Annotated in this window: 24 protein-coding genes and 3 pseudogenes; 12 read left to right on the top strand and 15 right to left on the bottom strand. The window is 43.0% G+C overall.

The genetic code is table 11. The annotated features are described in order from the left end of the window. Positions 1–413: 413 nt before the first annotated feature. From mdh to ubiE, 3 genes are all read right to left on the bottom strand, one after another. The gene (mdh, locus tag PseudUWO310_RS16315) at positions 414–1,358 is read right to left on the bottom strand and encodes a malate dehydrogenase (RefSeq protein ID WP_142603123.1); all 945 of its coding nucleotides are present in this window, start codon (positions 1,356–1,358) and stop codon (positions 414–416) included. 257 nt (positions 1,359–1,615) lie between these two features. Next, complete coding sequence (gene rodA / locus PseudUWO310_RS16310) at positions 1,616–2,872, bottom strand: rod shape-determining protein RodA (protein ID WP_055074941.1); 1,257 nt, start codon at positions 2,870–2,872, stop codon at positions 1,616–1,618. Between the two features lie 447 nt (positions 2,873–3,319). Further along, positions 3,320–4,033: a bifunctional demethylmenaquinone methyltransferase/2-methoxy-6-polyprenyl-1,4-benzoquinol methylase UbiE gene (gene ubiE / locus PseudUWO310_RS16305; RefSeq protein WP_142603121.1), complete on the bottom strand. Its 714-nt coding sequence runs from the start codon at positions 4,031–4,033 to the stop codon at positions 3,320–3,322. Between the two features lie 125 nt (positions 4,034–4,158). Between ubiE and PseudUWO310_RS16300 the strand changes: the two genes are divergently transcribed. The 7 genes and pseudogenes from PseudUWO310_RS16300 to PseudUWO310_RS23975 all read left to right on the top strand — a co-directional run. Continuing rightward, on the top strand, positions 4,159–4,734 hold the full coding sequence (locus PseudUWO310_RS16300; protein ID WP_142603120.1) for a hypothetical protein: 576 nt from the start codon (positions 4,159–4,161) through the stop codon (positions 4,732–4,734). 60 nt (positions 4,735–4,794) lie between these two features. Continuing rightward, positions 4,795–5,640, top strand: a complete 846-nt coding sequence (locus tag PseudUWO310_RS16295) for a hypothetical protein (RefSeq protein WP_142603117.1) — start codon at positions 4,795–4,797, stop codon at positions 5,638–5,640. Between the two features lie 63 nt (positions 5,641–5,703). Beyond that, positions 5,704–7,362, top strand: a complete 1,659-nt coding sequence (locus PseudUWO310_RS16290) for an HD family phosphohydrolase (RefSeq protein WP_142603115.1) — start codon at positions 5,704–5,706, stop codon at positions 7,360–7,362. A 205-nt stretch (positions 7,363–7,567) separates the two neighbouring features. Then, positions 7,568–8,374 carry a hypothetical protein gene (locus PseudUWO310_RS16285; protein WP_142603113.1) on the top strand — a complete coding sequence of 269 codons (807 nt, stop codon included), beginning with the start codon at positions 7,568–7,570 and terminating at the stop codon, positions 8,372–8,374. A 91-nt stretch (positions 8,375–8,465) separates the two neighbouring features. Next, entirely contained in the window at positions 8,466–10,115 is a 1,650-nt protein-coding gene (locus tag PseudUWO310_RS16280) for an AAA family ATPase (RefSeq protein ID WP_142603111.1), read from the top strand. Next, the gene (locus PseudUWO310_RS16275) at positions 10,112–10,660 is read left to right on the top strand and encodes a DUF3038 domain-containing protein (RefSeq protein WP_142603109.1); all 549 of its coding nucleotides are present in this window, start codon (positions 10,112–10,114) and stop codon (positions 10,658–10,660) included. Before PseudUWO310_RS16280 ends, PseudUWO310_RS16275 begins: the two co-directional genes overlap by 4 nt. A gap of 28 nt (positions 10,661–10,688) precedes the next feature. Next, positions 10,689–10,853, top strand: a pseudogene (locus tag PseudUWO310_RS23975) (DUF29 family protein); the annotation flags it as partial. 81 nt (positions 10,854–10,934) lie between these two features. Here the strand turns inward: PseudUWO310_RS23975 and PseudUWO310_RS16265 are convergent. From PseudUWO310_RS16265 to PseudUWO310_RS16210, 12 genes and pseudogenes are all read right to left on the bottom strand, one after another. After that, entirely contained in the window at positions 10,935–11,198 is a 264-nt protein-coding gene (locus tag PseudUWO310_RS16265) for a Txe/YoeB family addiction module toxin (protein WP_142603107.1), read from the bottom strand. Further along, the gene (locus PseudUWO310_RS16260; RefSeq protein ID WP_142603105.1) at positions 11,176–11,442 is read right to left on the bottom strand and encodes a type II toxin-antitoxin system Phd/YefM family antitoxin; all 267 of its coding nucleotides are present in this window, start codon (positions 11,440–11,442) and stop codon (positions 11,176–11,178) included. The genes PseudUWO310_RS16265 and PseudUWO310_RS16260 overlap by 23 nt, the downstream gene beginning before the upstream one ends. 190 nt (positions 11,443–11,632) lie before the next feature. After that, positions 11,633–11,791, bottom strand: a pseudogene (locus PseudUWO310_RS16255) (DUF4926 domain-containing protein); the annotation flags it as partial. Positions 11,792–11,801: 10 nt separating this feature from the next. Beyond that, positions 11,802–12,098 carry a type II toxin-antitoxin system RelE/ParE family toxin gene (locus PseudUWO310_RS16250; protein ID WP_142603103.1) on the bottom strand — a complete coding sequence of 99 codons (297 nt, stop codon included), beginning with the start codon at positions 12,096–12,098 and terminating at the stop codon, positions 11,802–11,804. Beyond that, a complete protein-coding gene (locus PseudUWO310_RS16245) occupies positions 12,098–12,322 on the bottom strand; it encodes an addiction module protein (RefSeq protein WP_142603101.1) in 225 nt (74 codons plus the stop codon). Before PseudUWO310_RS16245 ends, PseudUWO310_RS16250 begins: the two co-directional genes overlap by 1 nt. A gap of 205 nt (positions 12,323–12,527) precedes the next feature. Continuing rightward, on the bottom strand, positions 12,528–12,773 hold the full coding sequence (locus PseudUWO310_RS16240) for a hypothetical protein (RefSeq protein ID WP_142603099.1): 246 nt from the start codon (positions 12,771–12,773) through the stop codon (positions 12,528–12,530). After that, complete coding sequence (locus PseudUWO310_RS16235) at positions 12,757–13,032, bottom strand: BrnT family toxin (protein ID WP_055075006.1); 276 nt, start codon at positions 13,030–13,032, stop codon at positions 12,757–12,759. Before PseudUWO310_RS16235 ends, PseudUWO310_RS16240 begins: the two co-directional genes overlap by 17 nt. An 81-nt stretch (positions 13,033–13,113) precedes the next feature. Next, positions 13,114–13,260 (bottom strand): annotated as a pseudogene (locus tag PseudUWO310_RS16230) (DUF4926 domain-containing protein); the annotation flags it as partial. Positions 13,261–13,269: 9 nt separating this feature from the next. Beyond that, positions 13,270–13,524 carry a type II toxin-antitoxin system HigB family toxin gene (locus PseudUWO310_RS16225; protein WP_142603094.1) on the bottom strand — a complete coding sequence of 85 codons (255 nt, stop codon included), beginning with the start codon at positions 13,522–13,524 and terminating at the stop codon, positions 13,270–13,272. Then, positions 13,521–13,721 carry a hypothetical protein gene (locus PseudUWO310_RS16220; RefSeq protein WP_142603092.1) on the bottom strand — a complete coding sequence of 67 codons (201 nt, stop codon included), beginning with the start codon at positions 13,719–13,721 and terminating at the stop codon, positions 13,521–13,523. The genes PseudUWO310_RS16225 and PseudUWO310_RS16220 overlap by 4 nt, the downstream gene beginning before the upstream one ends. A 340-nt stretch (positions 13,722–14,061) precedes the next feature. Then, entirely contained in the window at positions 14,062–15,105 is a 1,044-nt protein-coding gene (locus PseudUWO310_RS23360; RefSeq protein ID WP_223805705.1) for an HNH endonuclease, read from the bottom strand. A gap of 89 nt (positions 15,106–15,194) precedes the next feature. Beyond that, on the bottom strand, positions 15,195–15,782 hold the full coding sequence (locus PseudUWO310_RS16210; protein WP_223805704.1) for a Uma2 family endonuclease: 588 nt from the start codon (positions 15,780–15,782) through the stop codon (positions 15,195–15,197). Positions 15,783–15,896: 114 nt separating this feature from the next. Here PseudUWO310_RS16210 and PseudUWO310_RS16205 point away from each other — a divergent pair, with 114 nt between their 5' ends. The 5 genes from PseudUWO310_RS16205 (at position 15,897) to PseudUWO310_RS16185 (ending at position 20,530) form a co-directional block, all read left to right on the top strand. Further along, positions 15,897–16,181 carry a DUF433 domain-containing protein gene (locus PseudUWO310_RS16205; protein ID WP_142603088.1) on the top strand — a complete coding sequence of 95 codons (285 nt, stop codon included), beginning with the start codon at positions 15,897–15,899 and terminating at the stop codon, positions 16,179–16,181. Beyond that, entirely contained in the window at positions 16,178–16,543 is a 366-nt protein-coding gene (locus PseudUWO310_RS16200) for a DUF5615 family PIN-like protein (RefSeq protein WP_142603086.1), read from the top strand. Before PseudUWO310_RS16205 ends, PseudUWO310_RS16200 begins: the two co-directional genes overlap by 4 nt. 142 nt (positions 16,544–16,685) lie before the next feature. Then, on the top strand, positions 16,686–18,119 hold the full coding sequence (ffh, locus tag PseudUWO310_RS16195) for a signal recognition particle protein (protein WP_142603084.1): 1,434 nt from the start codon (positions 16,686–16,688) through the stop codon (positions 18,117–18,119). A gap of 330 nt (positions 18,120–18,449) precedes the next feature. Next, positions 18,450–19,322: an isoaspartyl peptidase/L-asparaginase gene (locus tag PseudUWO310_RS16190; protein ID WP_055075376.1), complete on the top strand. Its 873-nt coding sequence runs from the start codon at positions 18,450–18,452 to the stop codon at positions 19,320–19,322. Positions 19,323–19,513: 191 nt separating this feature from the next. Next, positions 19,514–20,530 (top strand): NAD(P)/FAD-dependent oxidoreductase, encoded by a 1,017-nt coding sequence (locus PseudUWO310_RS16185; RefSeq protein ID WP_142603082.1) that lies wholly within the window; start codon positions 19,514–19,516, stop codon positions 20,528–20,530. Positions 20,531–20,577 lie beyond the last annotated feature (47 nt).

Below are 20,577 nucleotides of genomic sequence, written 5' to 3'. Positions count from 1 at the left end.
TAGTGCATCACTATTTAAAGTATTAAGATAGTGATATTTTTGCTGGCAAAGCTCAAAACACTTACTGTATAAGGATTTGTTTTCTAAATACTTTTTTCAGTAAAATAAGAGCGGAATGTGGGTTTAAAATTCCAAGAGTAAAAGCCTTGCGTGGCAAGGCTTTTACTCTTAGACTTTGAGAAAGGGTTTGCTACGCAAACCCTTTCTCAAATCCCATTTCAAATTATCCCAAAATCACGTTATACCAATTCACGAAAGTGTGACAACACTTTTGTGAATTAAACACCAAACCCAGTAAGATTTTGAGATTCCCAAAATGGCAACGCTATTTTGGGAATTGGTATTAGAAGAGCATACCGCCCGCGTAGCGGGCGGTATGCTCTTCTAGATATAGATTAATCACAATAAATTAATCACAATAGATTAATATTTGCTTGGATGGATGCTGCTGAAGCGTGGAGTGCGGCAAGTTCTTCATCTAAAAGCTTTAGCTCGACAATTTTTTCCGCGCCCTGTCGCCCTAATTGCACGGGAACACCCATAAATATATCCCTTAAACCATATTCGCCTGTCAGATAAGCTGCGGCAGGCAAAACCCGATGCCGATCGCTAATGATTGCTTCCACCATGACATTGACTGCCGCCGATGGAGCAAAATAAGCGCTGCCATTTTGGAGTAACTGCACGATTTCAGCACCTCCATTACGCGTTCTCTCCACTAGTCTAGCGATCGCCTCTTGAGATAGCAGTTCGGTAATTGGCACGCCATTTACCGTTGATAGACGTGGCAAAGGAAGCATCAAATCACCATGACCACCTAAAACAGTAGTATAGATATCAGCACTGGAAATTTTTAGTTCCATCGCAATAAAGGTTTGGAATCTCGCAGCATCTAGAACTCCTGCCATACCAATTACCCGCTGAGGTGGTAATCCGCTTACTTGCCATGCCAGATAGGTCATTACATCTAGCGGATTAGTAACTATCAGTAAAATCGCGTTAGGGGATAGAGCGATCGTCTGTTGCACTACCTCTTTGACGATCGAAGCATTAATCCTCAATAAATCATTGCGGCTCATGCCATCTTTGCGTGGTAAGCCCGCAGTGACGACGATTATGTCAGAATCTTTGGTATCGCCATAGTCATTAGTACCAATAATTTGGCGATCAAGATCGGAAATTGTGTGGGCTTGTAATAGATCGAGGGCAATACCTTGGGGTTTGCCTTGCACGATATCGTATAACACCACATCTGCCAAATTTTGCTTAGCAATGCGCTGAGCTAACATGCCGCCAACGTTACCCGCACCAACAACGGTGACCTTAGGCGATCGATAATCTTCAACTTGTGTCGGCATAATTATAAAAACTGCTCAAGAAGCACTTAAATTAGCTTTAATAGTATAACCACAGCAATTTTAAATTTGTTCTAGGCAAAGTTAAGGCTTCCTGAGCTTATTTGGCAACAGCTATAGCAATCCTACAGCGCTTTGCGCTCAAACCCAAACCAAGAAAAATCATGAAAGCGTTGCTTTGCAACGCTTTCATGATTTTTACTTTGTTCGTTTGATCGATAATTGCTATAAATGAGCTGAGCGGAAAGCGAACTTATTACCTAAAACTTGATCGTTCGTTTATGGGCGGCAACCGACTCCACCAAGCCGATCGCCATAAAATTAGCGAGTAATGCCGATCGCCCATAACTGAGCCAAGGCAGGGGAATGCCCGTTACAGGGGCGACATTAATATTCATGCCAATATTTACAAAGGTTTGAAATAGCACAAAGGAAAATACACCGATCGCTAACAATGAGCCGAAATTATCCCGCGCATTTACGGCAATTACCAGCAAACGCCAGCAAATACCAACGAACAATAGCAACACACAGATACAGCCAATAAAGCCAAACTCTTCACCGATCGCCGAAAATATGAAATCTGTATGTTGTTCGGGAATAAAATTTAATTGGGTTTGCGTACCCTTCAGCCAACCCTGACCGAGCAATTTCCCTGCACCGATCGCGATTTTTGACTGAATGACGTGGTAACCAGCGCCAAGGGGATCTTGATTGGGATCAACAAAAAGAAGTAACCGCTTTTTTTGGTAATCATGCAGCACATTCCACAGGATCGCTCCAGCTTGTCCCGCCACTAAATTAACAACCACAGCTATGATCGTGCTAGCAATACGAAACCAAGGCAGAGAGACCCAAGCCGCCACCCCCATCAGGATCACCCAGACAATCCAAACAGGTAAATAAAGCGAAAACAAGACCGCCGAAACAATTGGCGAAAATATCAATACCAGCCAACCTAGACTTGCCCCTGCCCAATAGAGCATTCCAATGGTAATTGCCGCAAATACCAGAGCCGTACCTAAATTTGGTTGTAAAAAGATCAAAATCCAAGGGGGCAATGTTACCCAAGCAACTTTAAAGGCATCGATGGGACTGTGAATTGGGCGATCGTGCATTACGGCCGCTAAAGAAATAATGATGCCCACCTTCGCAAATTCCGAAGGCTGAATGTTAAAGCCGCCGATCGTAATCCACCGCTCTGCTCCTAACGCGGTCGTCCCGATCGCTAATACCAAAATCAAGGAGATATTGGTAATGGCGTAGGTAACCCAATGCAAGCGCAACAGGCGATCGTAGTGAAATCGCGCGATCGAAAACATCGCTGTCAATCCTACTAAACCAGTCGCCCAATGCTGCCACCATTCGGTACGTCTAGCGCTATAGTCCGAGCTAAAAATGGCAATACCACCTAGAATCGTCAATAAAATCGGAAAAACCAGCAGTAATACATCAGCATCACGCCATTCCCGTTTAATATTTTCCCAACTTGGCAGTTCTAAAACTTTTACGACCATAAATTCAGATAATTCAGCATTGAAGTTTGACTTGGCACTTAAAATTGGTACTTACAGCAATTATCGATCAAACGAACCCCAAGAAGATTTTTGAAAGCTTTGCTTTGCAAAGCTTTCAAAAATCTTCTTGGTTTGGGTTTGAGCGCAAAGCGCTGTAAATTGGCATTTAAATAAGTACCTCAGCACAATTAAAATCCAGAGCTAAAACCTGCGGCGCACGCTGCGCGTGCGCCGCAGGTTTTAGGGTTTTATATTTAATGAAGCCCACTTACTTACGTAATTCGGCAGGATTAAAAATCAAAACCAGAGTATGTGTTCGTTTAGTGGGCAGGATGTACTTCATCAATTGTAACCAAGCAAATAAATCTATAGACTACAAACCACAAATTGATCGAGTATTAGGAATTTAAGGATGGGCGGCGCTAAGCGCCGCCCATCCTTAAATTCCTAAAGCTTTTTCTGCAAAACTAATATTCCCATCATGCCATTGGCGATCGCATAGTGGGTTGCCTGCATAAATCCTGCGGCTTTGGCTAATTTTACCTGCTCAGTACCAACGGGAAACCTCGCTAAACTTGGGGCAATATAGGCATATTCCTCAGTCATCGCAAAGCGATCAGCCATGGGTACGACCACTCGCTCCAAGTAAAAATCTTGAAAACTTTGCATTAGGCGATCGCTAGGGCGATGAAAGTCTAAGATGGCGGCTTTTGCTCCCTGTTTGAGAACGCGGTGCAATTCGGCTAAACATTGAGGAATATTTGTCACATTTCGCAACCCATAGGCGAGAGTGGCTCCGTCAAAGGTATTATCGCTAAAAGGTAGCTCCAAAACATTCCCTTCTTGCCATGAGAGACATTTTTGAATTGTGGGCGCGTAGTTATTGGTCTTATCGGCGGCGATCGCTAATAGTTGTTTAGAAAAATCTACGCCGATCGCCTGCCCCCTTGGCGCAACTAGTTGAGCCAGTAAGGTTGTCATGTCCCCAGAACCACAGCAAAGATCGAGCCATTTTTCCCCCTGTCGCGGTTCGCACCAGCGCAGAGCCATCTTTTTCCAAACGCGATGCTGTCCTAAGCTCAGCAGATCGTTAAAGCGATCGTACAATGGGGCAATGCGATCGAAAATCTGCTGGATATCAGTTTCCGAAGGTTGAGACATGGAGTTACCTAAAAGCTACTTACACCATTGCTAAGCATAATCGCTGAGCGGATCGATCGGCACGCGTTTTATCATCATGCAACAATGTAATACTAGATATTGGCAACACAACCATTGCCCTAACTATGCAAAAACTTTGGTTTAGTAAAAGCAAGCAGCCACAGCCTTCGCCTCCCGCAGAGGAATCTCTATCGTCATCGGCAAGCGAAACCACTCCAGAGCAAACCTCACAGGAAACCAACCTCCCCGCCAAAACCTTTGAATGGGAAGCTTCTGCCGCTTGGTTTTTTGTAGCTTTAGGAGTCGGCGGCGTGATTATGGTCGCAATGTTTGGATTGCAGTATCTGACCGCACCTGAAGCAACTCCAGATAGCAACCTCATCTGTAAATCTAAGATCGGTGGAGATTGGCAAACGCCCTTTGGCAAAGTAACCTTGCAGTCAGAGGCAGAGAACCTCGTTTCAGGGAAGTATGAATATACAAATTTTGAACGCGGTAAAATTAGCGGTGAATTAACTGGTAGGCTGAACAAGAATGTCCTTTCCTTTGATTGGCAGGAAACGCCCAATCAACAGCCGAAGCAACAGGGTAAAGGAATTATAGTTTTTGGAGAGGGTTGTCAAGAATTTTACGGTAGCTATGGGATTGGGGGTAGTACAAATAATTTCGGTAATTGGCAAGGTTCCCGTCTGCTCAAATAAGCTTAGGCTTTGATTTTATTTCACTTAATTTCACTTAATCTCACTTAATTGTTTAGATAGATGACACTATCTAAAAATAAAACCCATGTTTTGCCTATGTACAACGTTTCTTATCTATTGCTTGTGGAAACAAGTATCATTACTCAAACCGATCCTCATACTTGGCAGTCGATCGCCAAATTGGGCGAATGTCTTTTGCCAGAGGTTGTAGCAGTAGAAATTAGAAATATCGCCAGTGGCAAAACTGAAGGTAACGAATCGGCCGCTAAACAATTTCAGAAACTACTCCCAAAACTCAACTGGAAAACTACCCCCTTAACTTCTGACCGTAGCGATTTAGCGATTAGGGCTACCCAAAATCTTAGTCGTAAGGCAAAATTGATGATGAACGTTGCTCGAAGTGCTGCTGGAGTTGCTAATGCTCATCCGCAACAATGTGTAGTTTTAATTTCTGATGAAATATCCTTACGCGATCGCATTGCCAAGCTAGAGTCTAAAAACCTCTGCGCTATTCCTTCAGCAGTTGCCAGACAATGGTCTAGAACCGATCAAGAACCACCAATTGTGCAACTCGTCATCAAACAGCTACAGGAACAATTAGAGCAAACACCCGTTCAATCCTCTCACCAACCCACAAATTCACCCAATGAAACCTCAAAATCTGCCTATCTAGGTGTAGACCGAGACACAAGTCCACAGTCCAGCCCTCGCACAAGCTCTAATTTCAAAGGCTTTAATGCGATCAACTTTATAAAATTTGGTCTAGCAACAACATTTTTAGCTACGATTTTATTGTTTGGATGGAAGCTAGTTCAACCTCAACAATTTCAACAGTTCTGGGAAAAAACTGGGTTGCCTCCGCTACCAAAAATATTTATTCAACCGAATCAACCCAAGAAAAGTTAATAAATTAATTCCCTCATGATATTTCCAAACCAAGACGCTGTTGATAAATAGAGATGCAAACTAATGGATATGGGCGAAACAAAAACGGAATCCTTTGAACTAATCGAAAAGTTAAATGAGATCGGGATAGCACTCTCGACCGAAAAAAATACGCCCAAGCTGCTAGAAATGATCTTAAAAGGAGCCAAGGCAATCTTAAACGCCGATGGTGGAACACTATACCTAGCCACGGAGGACAAACGGCATCTTCAATTTGAAATCATCATGAATGATTCTCTCGGTATCATGATGGGCGCACAACTCGGAGAGCCGATTCCTTTTGATCCCTTGCCTCTCTACGACGCGGATGGGAATCCCAATAACACGATGGTGGCCGCCCATGCCGCTTTGTACAAAAAAACAATTAATATTCCTGATGCCTATACTGCCAAGGGTTTCGACTTTGCGGGCACTAGAGCTTTTGATACCAAAACGGGCTATCGATCGCAGTCGTTTTTGACCTTACCGATGCTCAATCATGAAAATGAATTGATTGGCGTTTTGCAATTGATTAATGCCAAGGGAGATGATCGTCAAATTATTGAATTTTCTAAGATTGCCCAGCGCATTGGCGAATCCTTAGCATCCCAAGCCGCGATCGCTTTAACCAATAACAAACTAATCGGTCAATTTCGCGAGTTATTTGAATCATTTATTAATCTCATGTCTGAGGCGATCGACAAAAAATCGCCTTACAACGGCGCTCACTGCCGCCGCGTCCCCACCTTGACCATGATGATTGCCGATGCCGCCTGTAAAGCAGATTATGGCATTTTCAAAAATTTCCGTTTGGATGATGAGGAAAGATACGAACTAAAAATTGCAGGGCTGCTCCATGACTGCGGTAAAGTAACCACCCCAGTACATGTAATCGATAAAGCAACTAAACTCGAAACAATATTTGATCGCATTCACTTAATTAATACTCGCTTTGAAGTCCTCAAACGGGATGCCGAAATTAGCTTTCTTAATCAAAAAATTGCGGCGATCGAGTCAGGCAATCTCAGCATTATTCCTGCCCTAGAGGAGTCGTTTAAGCAAAAACTCGCTCAATATTCCAGCGACCAAGATTTTCTTCGTATTTGTAATATTGGTGGCGAATTTATGAGTAATGAATATAAAGAAAGGCTGCAAATCATTGCGACCTATCGATGGATCGATCCTATGGGTGTCGAAACTAATTTCTTGACTGAGAACGAACTATACAACCTCAATATTTCTAGGGGAACCCTTACTACCGAAGAGCGCAAAATTATCAACGATCATATTGTGGTTACGATCGAAATGCTCGAACAATTACCCTATCCGCGCAATCTTCGTCGCGTACCAGAATATGCTGGCGGTCACCATGAGAGAATGGATGGGAAAGGCTATCCGCGAGGCTTAACGCGCGAACAAATGTCTCTGCCTGCGAGGATGATGGGAATTGCTGATATTTTTGAAGCCCTCAGCGCTAAAGATCGCCCCTATAAACAGGGTAAAACTTTAACTGAATGCCTCCAAATTCTCGGTAAGATGAAGTTAGAAAATCACATCGACCCCGATCTGTTCGATCTATTTGTCAGCGAGAAAGTGTATTTACGCTATGCCAATGAGTACCTCGATCCCGATCAGATCGATGAAGTCGATGAGGATAAGATTCCTGGGTATAGGGTAACCTTAGCGAATGTTGGTACTAAATAGGTATGGGCGGCGTGAAACGTTGCCCATACTTACTAGACTAAGAGAATTTTTAGAGCTGAGGTTTGAGATATGTTGCACGCGATCGCCAATGCCGATATTCTTTTAAGACTTTACTAAACATAACCCTTCAATAAGTTATCTAGGTTTGTGAAACATCCTCGATCCTGCCCCAATTACTTAAACCACATTGATTTCGTACTTATTTATGTTTGCCCAGTTTCGCTCTCAATATCCTCAAGGTCGCATTCAAACTGAGATGCTCCCCAAAATCGACGGGCTCCATGCTTTTAGGGCGATCGTCTCGGAAGGAGATGCGGTTATGGGCACTGCTACGGCTGTCGATAGTGATCTTGAAATAGCAGAGGATCGGGCTATTAAACGGGCTCTGACGATCGCGGGGCTTGCCTTTGACAATGGATTTGATAATAACTATGGCAATTATGGATCGCCCATGCTCACCCAAGTTTCGCGGGAGCCTGCAACGGTCAATTCCCTGCCATCAGCTAATTTTAATGCCCTAGGTAGTGCGGGAAACCTTTCGGAGCGTAATGCTAATCCCCAGTTAAGCCATACGATGCAAACCATTCAAGCCGAACCGACTTTAAACTATGCATCAAGTAACTATGGGACAAGCGAATATATACCCGAAGAGCATGTCTACTATGCGCCGAGCGAACCAGCACCTAACGCAATATCGTCACCCCATGAAAATCCTAGCGAAACCGTAACAACATCTCGTTCGTCTCATCCTACGACTAATCCTACGACGATCAAGTCTTCATCACCCCAGATCGCGCCCGAACCAATCGATCTATCCGATCCGATCTCTAAAATCGATGTGGAGATGGAGCGTCTAAACTGGACAAAAGCCCAAGGGCGCGATTATTTAGTACGGACTTTTGATAAAAAGTCACGGCAGCAATTAAGTAACGACGAGCTACTACAATTTCTCAGCTATTTAAGATCGCTGCCAACTCCAAATCGACAGTTAGCAAACGACGATTTCTTCTAAAATTATTTGTGAAATTATTTGTCAAATTATCTGTGAAAAACCGCTTGCCAATGTCACCCAGCGAGTTTTTAGAAATCCAAGGCATCCCTGCATGAAATCTCTCAATTTTAAAGAAGAACTTAGTCTATTGATCCGCGCAAAATGTCCGATTATTTATGTCGTGACATGGGAGGAAGAGCGTGCGGAAAAGGCGATCGCTCAGGTCGCGCAGGAATGTGGTCCCCCCCGTCAGATGCTTTATTACGATCTCGTGCGTGGGTTCGAGCATAATCAGGAAGGCAAAAATAATTTACTGCAAGCTCTCCAAGTGGTGGAGAATAGCGATCGCCAAACGGCAACTATTTATGTATTTCGAGATTTACATCGGCGTTTGGCTGCGCCAAGACTAGATGAGATTTTGGTGCGTCAACTTCGCAATCTTTATCGCAGTTTTCGGAATTCGCGTAAAACCCTAATTCTGTTGAGTCCATTATTAGAGATGCCTTCGGAACTCGAAGAACAGATCGCAGTTCTTTATTTTCCATTACCCGAAACGGCGGAAATCCGTCATATTATCGAGCAGATGATCCCCCCCGAACAGTTGCGAATGGAGGGTAATAGTCTCGAACAGTTGATTAAAGCCTGTATGGGCATGACCCGCGATCGCATCTGTCATACCCTCTCTAAGTCGATCGTTCAAAAGCATTTTGTGAATGAATCGGATATCGATCGCGTTTTAGTTGAGAAACAAAAACGCATCAGACAAACGGAATTCTTAGAGTTCTTTACTCCCAATGAGACCTTAGATAGCATTGGCGGTTTAGACAATTTCAAACTTTGGTTAATGCAACGACAGCAGGCTTTTTCCGATGAAGCCAGAGCGTTCGGTTTACCCAATCCCAGAGGAGTTTTATTGTTGGGGATTCAGGGAACAGGCAAAAGTCTCTGTGCCAAAGCGATCGCCAATCTTTGGCGATTGCCCCTATTACGATTGGATGTTGGTCGCCTATTTGGCAGCTTAGTGGGGCAGTCGGAAAGCCGCACGCGCCAAACGATCCAGCTTGCCGAAGCCCTAGCACCTTGCATTCTCTGGATTGACGAAATTGATAAAGCCTTCGGTGGAATTGCGAATAGTATGGGCGATTCGGGAACCAGTCAACGGGTCTTAGGAACCCTGTTAACTTGGATGCAAGAGAAGTCTAGCCCAGTATTTGTGGTAGCAACGGCCAATAACATCCATGCCTTGCCCCCTGAGCTATTGCGAAAGGGAAGGTTTGACGAACTCTTCTTTATTAATTTGCCCACCTATGAAGAACGGAAAGAAATCTTTTTACTCCACTTAAAACGTTTTCGTCCGACCGAGTTACCTAGTTTTGATATTGATCGCATGGCTGCTATCTCTAAGGAATTTAGCGGTGCGGAAATAGAACAGGCGATCGTTGAAGGGATGTATCGCGCTTTCCACGAACAGCGTGACGTTAGTACTGAGGATATTTTAGGCGCTATCAAGGAAACCTATCCCCTAGCAAGTACAGCGAGAGAACAGATTAGTTTCATGCAGGCTTGGGCAACTCAAGGCAGGGCAAGGAGTGCTTCTCGTGGGGAAGCGATCGATCTAGCAAGCGACAAGTTAAGCAGTAAATTAGGAGATATTACCTTGCTTGACAATGTACCAAAAGCTCTTGCTGAAAACTCAAGAGGTAAACATCGCCCTTTACCCTTGCCTCCTTTACCGCAAATTAAATCCAGTTCTGACTCATGAACCAACCTGCACCTTCTTTTGACGATCCAGAATTGCCTCAGTTACAGGCAATCAAAGCGCATCTGGATTTGGTGCTGCTGTCCTTGGAAGCTCTAACGGGGATTGGCTCCGATGAAATGCTGGCGGTTGCGGAAAAGTTGGGTTTGGAGGAGATTTTAAGCGATCGCATTACTCTATGGCGGTTACGGCAGGCTAGTCCCTTACGCAAGGGGAAGGGGCGCAAAAAACTAGATGTTGATGAGGCAAGGGCCATGACTTTAATCAGTTGTACCTTAGCAGCGCAGCAGCAGTTTGCTATTCGTAATGCGGTCGCTCAATTAGAGAAATGTACTGCTCTCAAACACCCTCCCTACCGCGAACCGATTCTCGGCGATTATCTAGATCGCTTTAATAGTCTGTATCAAGAACGCATGGCAGAAGAGGAACAGGCTAAACCCGATGCGATTCAGCGACTAGCCTTAAAATTGTTAATCGATTTGCTATTTTATAGTTCTCAAATTGGTTCCCGTCGTCTCTGGGTAGCATTATTAGAACGCAGTCAATAGGAAATAGTTTGAGGTATTACTTAATAACTATCCCAGTCTCAAAAGCTATTGGGATGAACATTTTAGTGATGCTTTGCGATTTGCTGTAAAGCATAATCGCAAAGAATATCAGTCAAAAGGTTTTACTTTCCCTAACGAATGGGAGTTTGAGAAAGATACTGACTCTATTGTCAATATTGATTTTTGGGAATAAGCGATCGCCTCAAATCAATCTCAACAATCTGCGATCGCCTAAAACTCAACCTAATTAAAGAGCGATCGCCGCTTCACCCGACTATTTGTGATAATGAAATCTGCACTGGGTAATGGTCACTTGGTTTTCATCAAAAGCATAAATAATGCGATGTTCTTGGTTGATGCGTCTAGACCAGTAACCTTGTAGTTCAAATTTCAAAGGTTCTGGCTTTCCCAATCCTGTTGTAGGGTTTTTACAAATTTCAAGACAGATTTGGATAATCTTTTTCAGCATCTTGATGTCGTTCTGTTGCCACCAATCTAAGTCTTTTAAGGCATTTTCAGTCCAAGTAAGCTTTAACATCTATTTCTCTTACTTGACCTTGTTGATGTTGTAAGATGCCTTGATATAAGCGATCGCGGTTGGCAGTATTGCTTAATAAGTACAAGGTTTCGACTAGACTGCTATATTCTTTTGCGTCTAGTATGACGATGCCTTGCTCTGGCTCTTTATAAACTGAAATGACTTCGTGATTTTTTAATACTCGTTCAAAAATTTGTGCGAAGTGGGTATTGCATTCTTGAAAGGTGACTTGTTGTGTTGACATGATTTTATAGTCCTAATTACAGGTACTTATAGCATTCTAACTTGCATCGCCTAAAACTCAACCCATCAAAAATCGCCCTCTACTCAACCTCAAAAACCCGCAATCGCCTAAATTCCAACAAAAAAGCGATCGACCCTAACTTAATCTCAACAATCTGCGATCGCCTAAATCACAACCCATCAAAAAGCGATCATACAGTAATTAGTTGAGCTTTTGAATTAGGTAATATTGGCTCGAAACGTAGGATCATAAATTCTTCTGGAGTTAATCCTAGAGATTCGTATGTGCGACCATTGCGATCGCTAAATTCGACTTCAAAGGCTTGACCATCTGCAAGTATTTCAACAACTTTATTATCATCACTCTTGAATTCTGTTTATCCAATATCGTGGTTCGCGCTGCAAATGCATTACAGCTAAAACTTGGATGCGCTCATTGTAGGTTCTGTAAACAATGCCATAGGGAAATCCGTCAACGTGGCAGCGTCTTGTGCTTGCAATCATTGGTGTCCATGCTTCGGGGAACTGAACAATACGATTCAGTGTCCGTTCGACTGCATCAATAAAAGTATTGCCTAGTTTACGATTAATGCTGTCATAGTATGAGGTTGCTTCCTCAAGTTCCAATTGTGCATTAGGATCAAATTCAAGCAACATTATCGATTCCTAAGTTTCTGAAATACTTGATCTGCTGGAATTAATGCGACTTTACCTGCATCGATAGCCTCTATGCGATTTGTTATTTCTGTACCCCAAGCTAGTTCAACTTGAGGATCAACTGCGTCAAGACTATTAAGAAGATGTTCGGCAAGCATTGCTCTGTATAGAGGTGGCAGGGTTAACACTGCTCCAAAAAGTTCATCGTAAGTAATATTAGCCATACAGTTGACTCCTTACAGAGTAGATTAAATTCATATTAGCATCGTTTTTTAAGATAAGGCGATCGCCCCAACTCAATCTCTAAAAACGCGATCGCCTAAATTCCAACAAAAAAGAGATCGCCCCTAACTTAATCTCAACAATCTGCGATCGCCTAATACATAGCCTATCAAGAGAAGATCGACTAAAATATGTGAAAGGCAATATTTACAAATTGCTATATGTTGTTAAAGACTGTTCATTTGGTTGAGATGGAGATTGTTTAATCAGTCTCATTAATAAGCGCAAACCTTCATTAACGGCTCCTGAATCTGGGAAAAGTTTTGCAACATCGGGATCTAGTTGCACAGTGATTGGCAATCGCTTCCTACCTTGCCCACGAGCAACAACAGTGAGTTGAGTAAAGTCGTATTCGGGGCGTAAATCATCTTCCATTTCAAAGTTCTGATTCATATGCTTTACGTTCTTTGCGAGTGGCTGTACGGGCGCTAATTAGACGTGTGATATCTTTGCGATCAGTGTAAGAAACAACTAGTAATCTTCCTCTCGCTGATTCTCCCATAATAAGAAAACGTTGTTCTTGAAGTGAGTGTTCTGGATCGGAAAAGGTTAAAAATAAGGGATCGTCAAATACAGAAGTGGCTTCATCGAAAGAGATTCCATGTTTAGCAAGATTGCTTTTGGCTTTTTCCTCATCCCAATCAAACAACATGGCTCGAATTTGCTAAAACTGATTCTTGGATTATACCAGTTTCTATAATTGCAGTGAATACGAGGATCGCCTCTCAACTCAATTGCGATCGCTAAATTCGACTTCAAAGGCTTGATCATTGGCAAGTATTTCAACGATTGTGCCAACCTGTCCGCGCCATAGATTATCTTGGGGAAGATCGATAGTTAGAGCTACTACATCTAGAAGTTTTACTGAATTTGTTAACATATTTAGCACCTATCTCAGCAATTTATCATATTCAGCATGAGTACCTATCCAAATCCATAAATATCCCTCTTCAATCTGGGTAGCGATCGCTCGGTAATTAGACCCAACTCTTACAGACCATACCTTCCCAACTTTTTTAAACTGCAAGGATGGATGCGAAGGATTATCTTTCAATAGCTGAAAGTTTTTATCAGCAAGGTCGCAAATATCTGTTGGTAGATTCTCGTAATACTTCCAAAAGCTGGATGCTGTTTTATGTTTCACAGATCTATCGTTTCCCCTGATTGATGTTCAACAAGTGCAGCATTGATCAGGAAGTCAAGTTTGCCAGAATTAGAATCTGATTCGAGTTTTTTATCCCAAATCGCTTGATCAAATTCAATAAACCATTCACGCAATTGTGCAAATGAGTCATAGTCAAGATCAGCGATTTGCTTTTCGATTAGCTCTATCTTTGTCATAATTTTTCGTGGTTAGTTACTACAATATTAACAATTTTATTGCTTAATCTAGTCCAAGATAACTAGCGATCGCCCCTCAACTCAATCTCAACAACCTGCGATCGCCTAAAACACAATCCATCAAAAAGCGATCGCCCCCAACTCAATCTCAAAACTCGCGATCACCTAAAACAAAATCCACCAAAAAGCGATCACCAGTAACTCATACTCAACAACCCGCGATCGCCTACATCACACCCATCAAAAAGCGATCGCCCTCAACTCAATCTCTATAAACTGCGATCGCCTAATACATATCAATACATATCCCATCAAGAGGCGATCTCTTAAAATAACTGGATCATAATCTTGTACTATCTTTGTTGCTTTTACCAATATTACATTTTTTACAGAGGGTTTGTAGATTGATGATGTCATCAGAGCCTCCTTTAGAGCGCGGAATGATGTGGTCAACTTCCAATAAAACGCTATCTTCTCTTGCGGATCTACCACAACTAAGACATTTCCATTTATCTCTAGCCAAAACAGACCACCATTTACCTGCACGCACAAAAGAATAACTATCAAGGTCAGATATTTCTAAAAGTTCAAAATCTTCTTCTATATCTTCCTCTTTATCTTCTTCGTAATTTTCAAGTTTGATATACCATTCTTTAAACTGTTCGAGCATCTTGCCAAGATTGGGTTCTTTTCCTTCCCCAATACAGATGAACGACTCTGCTAAAGCATATAAAAGTGTGAATGCAACAATCAATTCATATAAACCTCGATTAGAATCAACAGGAAAGTAATATTTAGGTGATACAAGTTTTATCCCATTATAACCCACTTCTTCAGGTGAAATTGCTTTATACAAAGGGAGAAATTCATAGAAGGGATTATATGTTTTATGTGAAATGTGTGCCAGCGATAAAATCGGCATTAGCACATCACTGTACTTTTCAATAATCCCTGAAATGTTTGATACATAAGCATCATCAACTCCTTGCCTAAATGGTAATAACTCAGCATGAATTGTTCCACTAGGTAACACCTTGAAAGTTAGGTAAGTTGGATGAAAGGAAAAAGGTTGTCCATTTCTTTTGATAATTTTGAGAGGTTTATCACCGCGTTTTGCTCCAACTCCAATATGAACCATTCCAAAGTCTTTGTTTTCCTTTGCTTTGTCTCGATGATTTGGACAGTAAACAAAGGTCATTCTTTCATATGGATTGACATCATATACCTCCGCCACAATATTAAGGGTATAGCGTAGCAACATCTCCAGTCGAGGGAAAAAGTAGTTCTGTAAGGTTGATAGTTTAGTTTTTGTATCAGGGATATTGAAGATTTGAGTATCTCTTTCTTCAAAAATCACTTGATCAATACTGTTGTTAACTTGCACGTTGTTAAGTTCCTACATTTAGTTGTTAAGTTCCTACCTTTAATTTTTGTTGAACTGTTAGTAACAATACTTACTGAATCCATAAAAAACTATCTATACCTTTCAGCCAAAGCTAACATTGCATCTAACTGAGAATCCATCAACAGACATTGCTCCAAATGCTCAATATCCAAATCATGCAAGCATAAACTATGGGAACTCTGCACATAATCCCCAGACCGCAAGCAAAAAACACTAATCTTCCCATCTTCCCAAAACCAAACTTCAGGAACCTCTAGCAATTGATATTTTCTGAGCTTAGCGACATTACCACTCGTCACCACCACCTCAATACACAAATCCGAAATCTCTTTCTCCGTATCAAAGTTATAGGACAAATCCGCTTGAAAGTTGGTGCGTCCTTGCAAAGACTGGGTATATGCGCCAGTAGAAACAAACCAAATATGCTTGATCATGAAATACTGCCCTAACAATGCTCCAAGCAGAGTACGGATCATTTCATCAGGTCGTTTGATACCTAAAATTTCTAAAACTCCCTCACAATAAGTCAGGCGCACACCATCAATATCTGCAAAAGCAGATTCCAATGCTTGGAACTGCTCCCACGTTACAAATTGCCTAACAATATGTTCGCGATCGCCCTCAGTTAAAGTTTGGATCATGGCTTGGAGACTCACAGCTTAATATCACGATTTTAGCTTGAATTTTCTTCATTGATACACAAAGCCTTTGCGAGACATTTCAAACAGGCTCTAAGATAGTAATTATTAGAAAATCTTAGTGAGTTAACTATGCAAACAATTGTTGACATCAGTACTCTAATTACCCAAACTCATGGAATTTGTGGTGGTCGTCCTCGCATCGCTGGCACAAGAACCACCGTACAGACGATCGCAGTGGATTTTAATGCGGGAATGAAACCAGAGGAAATCATTCAGCAAAGACCACATCTAGATCTAGCAAAGGTATATGCTGCCCTTGCTTACTACTATTCCAATAAAGAACTGATTGACTTAGAAATCACTAATTACTATCAAGACTTTGCCCATTTAGAAGCAAGTTACGCAAATCGATGAGTCAAATTCGCCTTTATTTAGATGAAGATGCTCTTCAAATTGCTTTAGTTTTAGCTCTCAGAAAGTCTAATATTGACGTAATTACAGTGACTGATGCTGCAAGATTTAGCTTCTCTGACGAAGAACAACTAATTTGGGCAACGGAACAGAGAAGAGTTATATATAGTTTCAATATGGGGGATTTTCAGCAACTTCACCATATTTTTCTAGCAAAAGATATGGAGCATAGTGGAATCATCCTTGTTCCACAACAGCGCTATTCAATTGGAGAACAATTACGCGGATTGCTAAAATTGATCAGCCAAAAATCTGCTGAAGATATGAGAAACCAATTAGTTTTTCTAAGTGCTTATACGAAATAGGCTTTAGGTTAAACAACATCAATAGCCCTGACTCAATCTTTGAATATAGCGATCGCCGCCATAATTTTCACAGATCGCGATCAATGTAACGGTGGTAACGGTAAATTAGTAGTTAGAACCAAAAGCAAAAGCAAAACTAGATATGTTTGATGAAATCGCCGATAAATTTGAGGCGGCTTGGAAAAAGTTACGCGGACAGGACAAAATCTCTGAATCCAATATACAGGGCGCGATTCGTGAGGTACGCAGGGCGCTCTTAGAGGCAGATGTCAACCTACAGGTTGTCAAAGAATTTGTCGAAGAAATCTCCAAACAGGCTCAAGGGGCTGATGTAATCGCAGGTGTGCGCCCCGATCAGCAATTTATCAAGATCGTTTATGACGAATTGGTCAGGACGATGGGCGAGGCAAATGTACCGCTTGCCGAGGCAAGCAACGCCCCCACAGTAATTTTGATGGCAGGTTTGCAGGGTACGGGTAAAACGACTGCTACCGCCAAATTAGCTTTACATTTACGCAAACTCGATCGCACGACTTTACTCGTAGCGACTGACGTATATCGTCCCGCCGCGATCGATCAGTTGCTGACCCTCGGCAAACAAATCAACGTGCCAGTCTTTGAAATGGGAGCCGATGCCGATCCTGTCGAGATTGCCCGTCAAGGTTTGGCAAAGGCGAAGGAATTGGGCGTTAATACCGTCATTATCGATACGGCGGGACGCTTGCAGATCGATCGCGACATGATGGATGAACTCAAGCGCGTTAAAGATACGATAAAGCCCAATGAGGTACTTCTAGTCGTCGATGCGATGACAGGACAAGAGGCGGCAACACTGACACGCACCTTCCATGATGAGATTGGGATTACAGGCGCAATTTTGACCAAGATGGATGGCGATACTCGCGGTGGTGCAGCGCTATCGGTACGGCAGATTTCGGGACAGCCCATTAAATTTATCGGTGTCGGCGAAAAGGTCGAAGCATTACAACCCTTCTATCCCGAACGGATGGCTTCACGGATTTTGGGCATGGGCGACGTACTGACTCTGGTTGAGAAAGCTCAGGAAGAAATTGATTTCACCGACGCAGCAAATCTCCAAGAAAAGATCCTGAAAGCTCAGTTTGACTTTGACGACTTCCTCAAAAATACTCGCATGATGAAAAACATGGGTTCTTTTGGGGGAATGTTAAAGATGCTTCCAGGAATGAAAATCAACGATGCACAAATCCAAGAAGCCGAAAAGCAACTCAAACGTTGTGAGTCGATGATCTCTTCGATGACAAAACAAGAACGCAAGGATCCTAACCTCATTGCCAAGAGTCCTAGCCGCAAACAAAGGATTGCCAATGGTTCGGGTTACAAGCTTCAGGATGTGACTAAGCTCGTGGCTGATTTCCAGAGGATGAGAGATTTGATGCAGCAAATGGGACAGGGCAAGATGCCAAGTTTCCCTGGAATGCCCAATATGGGTGGCGGCGGTTTCCCTGGAATGGGCGGTATGGGCAACCAAGCCCCATCAGGCAATCCTGCCTATGGCAAAAAGAAGAAAAAGAAAAAGGGATTTGGAGAATTGTAGGGGTTTTGGCTATTAGCTGTTGGCTATTAGCTGTTAGCTGTTAGCTGTTGGTTGTTAGCTGTTAGCTGTTGGCTGTTGGCTGTTAGCTGTTAGCTGTTGGCTGTTAGCTTTTTGGTGATTGGTGATTGGTGATTGGTGATTGAGAATCAAAAGTCACATCTAAATAATGATAATGAAACCCCAATTCCCATTTTAAAAAGCTAACCGCTAAAAGCTAACCGCTAAAAGCTAACCGCTAAAAGCTAACCGCTAAAAGCTAATCGCTAAAAGCTAACCGCCAATCGCCCATCCCCAATTACCCATCCCCAATTACCAATTACCAAATAAAAAATGCAACCAAAAATCATTATTCATGGCGGCGCAGGTAGCACGGTCGAAAGTAAAGGCGGCTATGAACCTGTCCGCAAATCTCTATTTGCCGTTCTTGAAACCGTTTACCCGATGTTGCTCGATGGCGCGAAGGCGATCGATGCTGTCGTCAAGGCTTGTCAAATGCTGGAAGACGATCCTCGTTTTAATGCGGGAACTGGTTCCGTATTGCAGTCCGATGGGCAAATCCGCATGAGTGCCTCGATTATGGATGGCGATCGCCAAAGTTTCAGTGGTGTCATCAATACGGCAAGAGTTAAAAACCCCATTGATCTGGCTAAGCATTTGCAGACTAGTGACGATCGCGTTTTATCTGATTATGGCTCGGCGGAGCTTACTCGCGAATTGGGCATCCCGATTTACAATCCCCTCACCGATGAACGCCTTGCGGAATGGGTAGAGGAGCGCAAAACTAACTTCACTCGCAAGATGGCAGATGTGGCAATGGGAACGATCGGTGCAGTGGTACTAGATCGATATGGCAGCATTTGTGTGGGGACATCCACAGGCGGAAGAGGTTTCGAGCGCATCGGTCGAGTCAGCGACTCGGCAACCCCTGCGGGTAACTACGCTAACAAACTTGCAGGCGTAAGCTGTACGGGTGTTGGCGAAGATATCCTCGATGAAGGATTTGCCACTAGAGTAGTGGTGCGAGTCACTGATGGGATGACACTTCAGCAAGCGGTCGAAAAATCGATTGCTGAGGCAAAGAGTCGCGATCGCGATTTTGGGGCAATTTGTCTCGATGCCAATGGCGCGATCGCATGGGGCAAAACCTGTCCTGTATTGTTCGCTGCATATCATGACGGTGAGAAAATACAGGATACACTATAGATTTAATAATCAGCTCAGAAAACCGAGAAGAATGTACCGACCGCTTAGCGATCGGTACATTCTCTGATTTTGGCTGAACTGCTTATTTTTTCATCCCAACTTATTTCAAGGAGGTGATGAAAAACTATTTTTGATGGTTGCGATTAATTAAAGATGAGCTAAGCTCTTCAAGAGGCATGAACTGAAACTGTATGAAAGATGTAATCGTGATCGGCGCAGGAATAGCTGGTATAACCTGTGCCCAACAACTGAAGCAAGCAGGGCTAGATATAACCATTGTCGAGAAATCCGCAGGGGTCGGAGGACGTATGGCAACTAGACGTTTGCAAGGCACTTGGGTCGATCATGGTGCGCAACTAATTTCAGTGAAGAGTGATAGTTTTGGTAGGTTTGTGCGTAAACTACAGGATAGGGGGATCGTGCAAGAATGGACTCGTGATGTCTATCAGCTCTCGGCATCGGGATTGATCGCCCCAGAAGCAGATGCAAGACACACCCGTTACTGCTGTCCAATGGGTATGACCGCGATCGCCAAATATCTTGCCCATGAAATCCCGATCATTAATAATGCTCGTATCGTTAGTGTCAGTCACAAAGACGACAAATGGCAGCTAGTAACCGATCGCCAAGAATTATTGGAAACTGCGGCGATCGTCTCCACCATTCCCGCCCCCCAATTTCTCCCAATATTTGAAGAAGTGCTTGCGGCGGCTCCCAACTTTTTGCACGCGGTGCAGTCTGTTACCTTTGCGCCTAGCGTCACTATTATGGCTGGCTACAATGCCAGTAATTCTGTTCCTTTAGAATGGCAGGCTATTCGCTGTATTAACGATCCAATTCTTGATTGGATTAGCTACGACAGTAGCAAACATTCAGATAAAGCTATCCAACCAGTATTTGTACTCCAAAGCACCGCCGACTTTGCGAAGCAATCTATGGAAGAGCCCGATTTGGAAATTGCTGGGAAACCTTTACTCAACCAAGTGGGGAGATTATTAGCAAAATGGCTAGCTAGTCCCGAATGGTGGCAAGTACATCGTTGGCGCTATGCCCTCGCCGAAGAGTCTTTAGGTGTTTCTTGCTTATCCACAGCAATTCCATTACCGCTAATCTGCGCTGGTGATTGGTGTGCAGGTAAGAATATTGAAGCAGCCTATCATTCAGGGCTTGCCGCCGCAGAGTCCGCGATCGAATTACTTAAAGCTTAGGCAAGTTATAGTTACTATGCATCGCCCATTAATCGATCATCTATCAT

It is taken from the genome of Pseudanabaena sp. UWO310, from assembly GCF_006861605.1.
Taxonomy (GTDB): Bacteria; Cyanobacteriota; Cyanobacteriia; order Pseudanabaenales; family Pseudanabaenaceae; genus Pseudanabaena.
Note: the sequence above shows the minus strand (reverse complement) of the source record. Positions and strands in the feature narration are given on the sequence as shown.

Excerpts from the sequence above, each read along its gene's own strand:
- mdh (WP_142603123.1), bottom strand. The coding sequence starts at position 1,358 with ATGCCGACACAAGTTGAAGATTATCGATCGCCTAAGGTCACCGTTGTT.
- rodA (WP_055074941.1), bottom strand. The coding sequence starts at position 2,872 with ATGGTCGTAAAAGTTTTAGAACTGCCAAGTTGGGAAAATATTAAACGG.
- ubiE (WP_142603121.1), bottom strand. The coding sequence starts at position 4,033 with ATGTCTCAACCTTCGGAAACTGATATCCAGCAGATTTTCGATCGCATT.
- PseudUWO310_RS16300 (WP_142603120.1), top strand. The coding sequence starts at position 4,159 with ATGCAAAAACTTTGGTTTAGTAAAAGCAAGCAGCCACAGCCTTCGCCT.
- PseudUWO310_RS16295 (WP_142603117.1), top strand. The coding sequence starts at position 4,795 with ATGACACTATCTAAAAATAAAACCCATGTTTTGCCTATGTACAACGTT.
- PseudUWO310_RS16290 (WP_142603115.1), top strand. The coding sequence starts at position 5,704 with ATGGATATGGGCGAAACAAAAACGGAATCCTTTGAACTAATCGAAAAG.
- PseudUWO310_RS16285 (WP_142603113.1), top strand. The coding sequence starts at position 7,568 with ATGTTTGCCCAGTTTCGCTCTCAATATCCTCAAGGTCGCATTCAAACT.
- PseudUWO310_RS16280 (WP_142603111.1), top strand. The coding sequence starts at position 8,466 with ATGAAATCTCTCAATTTTAAAGAAGAACTTAGTCTATTGATCCGCGCA.
- PseudUWO310_RS16275 (WP_142603109.1), top strand. The coding sequence starts at position 10,112 with ATGAACCAACCTGCACCTTCTTTTGACGATCCAGAATTGCCTCAGTTA.
- PseudUWO310_RS16265 (WP_142603107.1), bottom strand. The coding sequence starts at position 11,198 with ATGTTAAAGCTTACTTGGACTGAAAATGCCTTAAAAGACTTAGATTGG.
- PseudUWO310_RS16260 (WP_142603105.1), bottom strand. The coding sequence starts at position 11,442 with ATGTCAACACAACAAGTCACCTTTCAAGAATGCAATACCCACTTCGCA.
- PseudUWO310_RS16250 (WP_142603103.1), bottom strand. The coding sequence starts at position 12,098 with ATGTTGCTTGAATTTGATCCTAATGCACAATTGGAACTTGAGGAAGCA.
- PseudUWO310_RS16245 (WP_142603101.1), bottom strand. The coding sequence starts at position 12,322 with ATGGCTAATATTACTTACGATGAACTTTTTGGAGCAGTGTTAACCCTG.
- PseudUWO310_RS16240 (WP_142603099.1), bottom strand. The coding sequence starts at position 12,773 with ATGAATCAGAACTTTGAAATGGAAGATGATTTACGCCCCGAATACGAC.
- PseudUWO310_RS16235 (WP_055075006.1), bottom strand. The coding sequence starts at position 13,032 with ATGTTGTTTGATTGGGATGAGGAAAAAGCCAAAAGCAATCTTGCTAAA.
- PseudUWO310_RS16220 (WP_142603092.1), bottom strand. The coding sequence starts at position 13,721 with ATGACAAAGATAGAGCTAATCGAAAAGCAAATCGCTGATCTTGACTAT.
- PseudUWO310_RS16205 (WP_142603088.1), top strand. The coding sequence starts at position 15,897 with ATGCAAACAATTGTTGACATCAGTACTCTAATTACCCAAACTCATGGA.
- PseudUWO310_RS16200 (WP_142603086.1), top strand. The coding sequence starts at position 16,178 with ATGAGTCAAATTCGCCTTTATTTAGATGAAGATGCTCTTCAAATTGCT.
- ffh (WP_142603084.1), top strand. The coding sequence starts at position 16,686 with ATGTTTGATGAAATCGCCGATAAATTTGAGGCGGCTTGGAAAAAGTTA.
- PseudUWO310_RS16190 (WP_055075376.1), top strand. The coding sequence starts at position 18,450 with ATGCAACCAAAAATCATTATTCATGGCGGCGCAGGTAGCACGGTCGAA.
- PseudUWO310_RS16185 (WP_142603082.1), top strand. The coding sequence starts at position 19,514 with ATGAAAGATGTAATCGTGATCGGCGCAGGAATAGCTGGTATAACCTGT.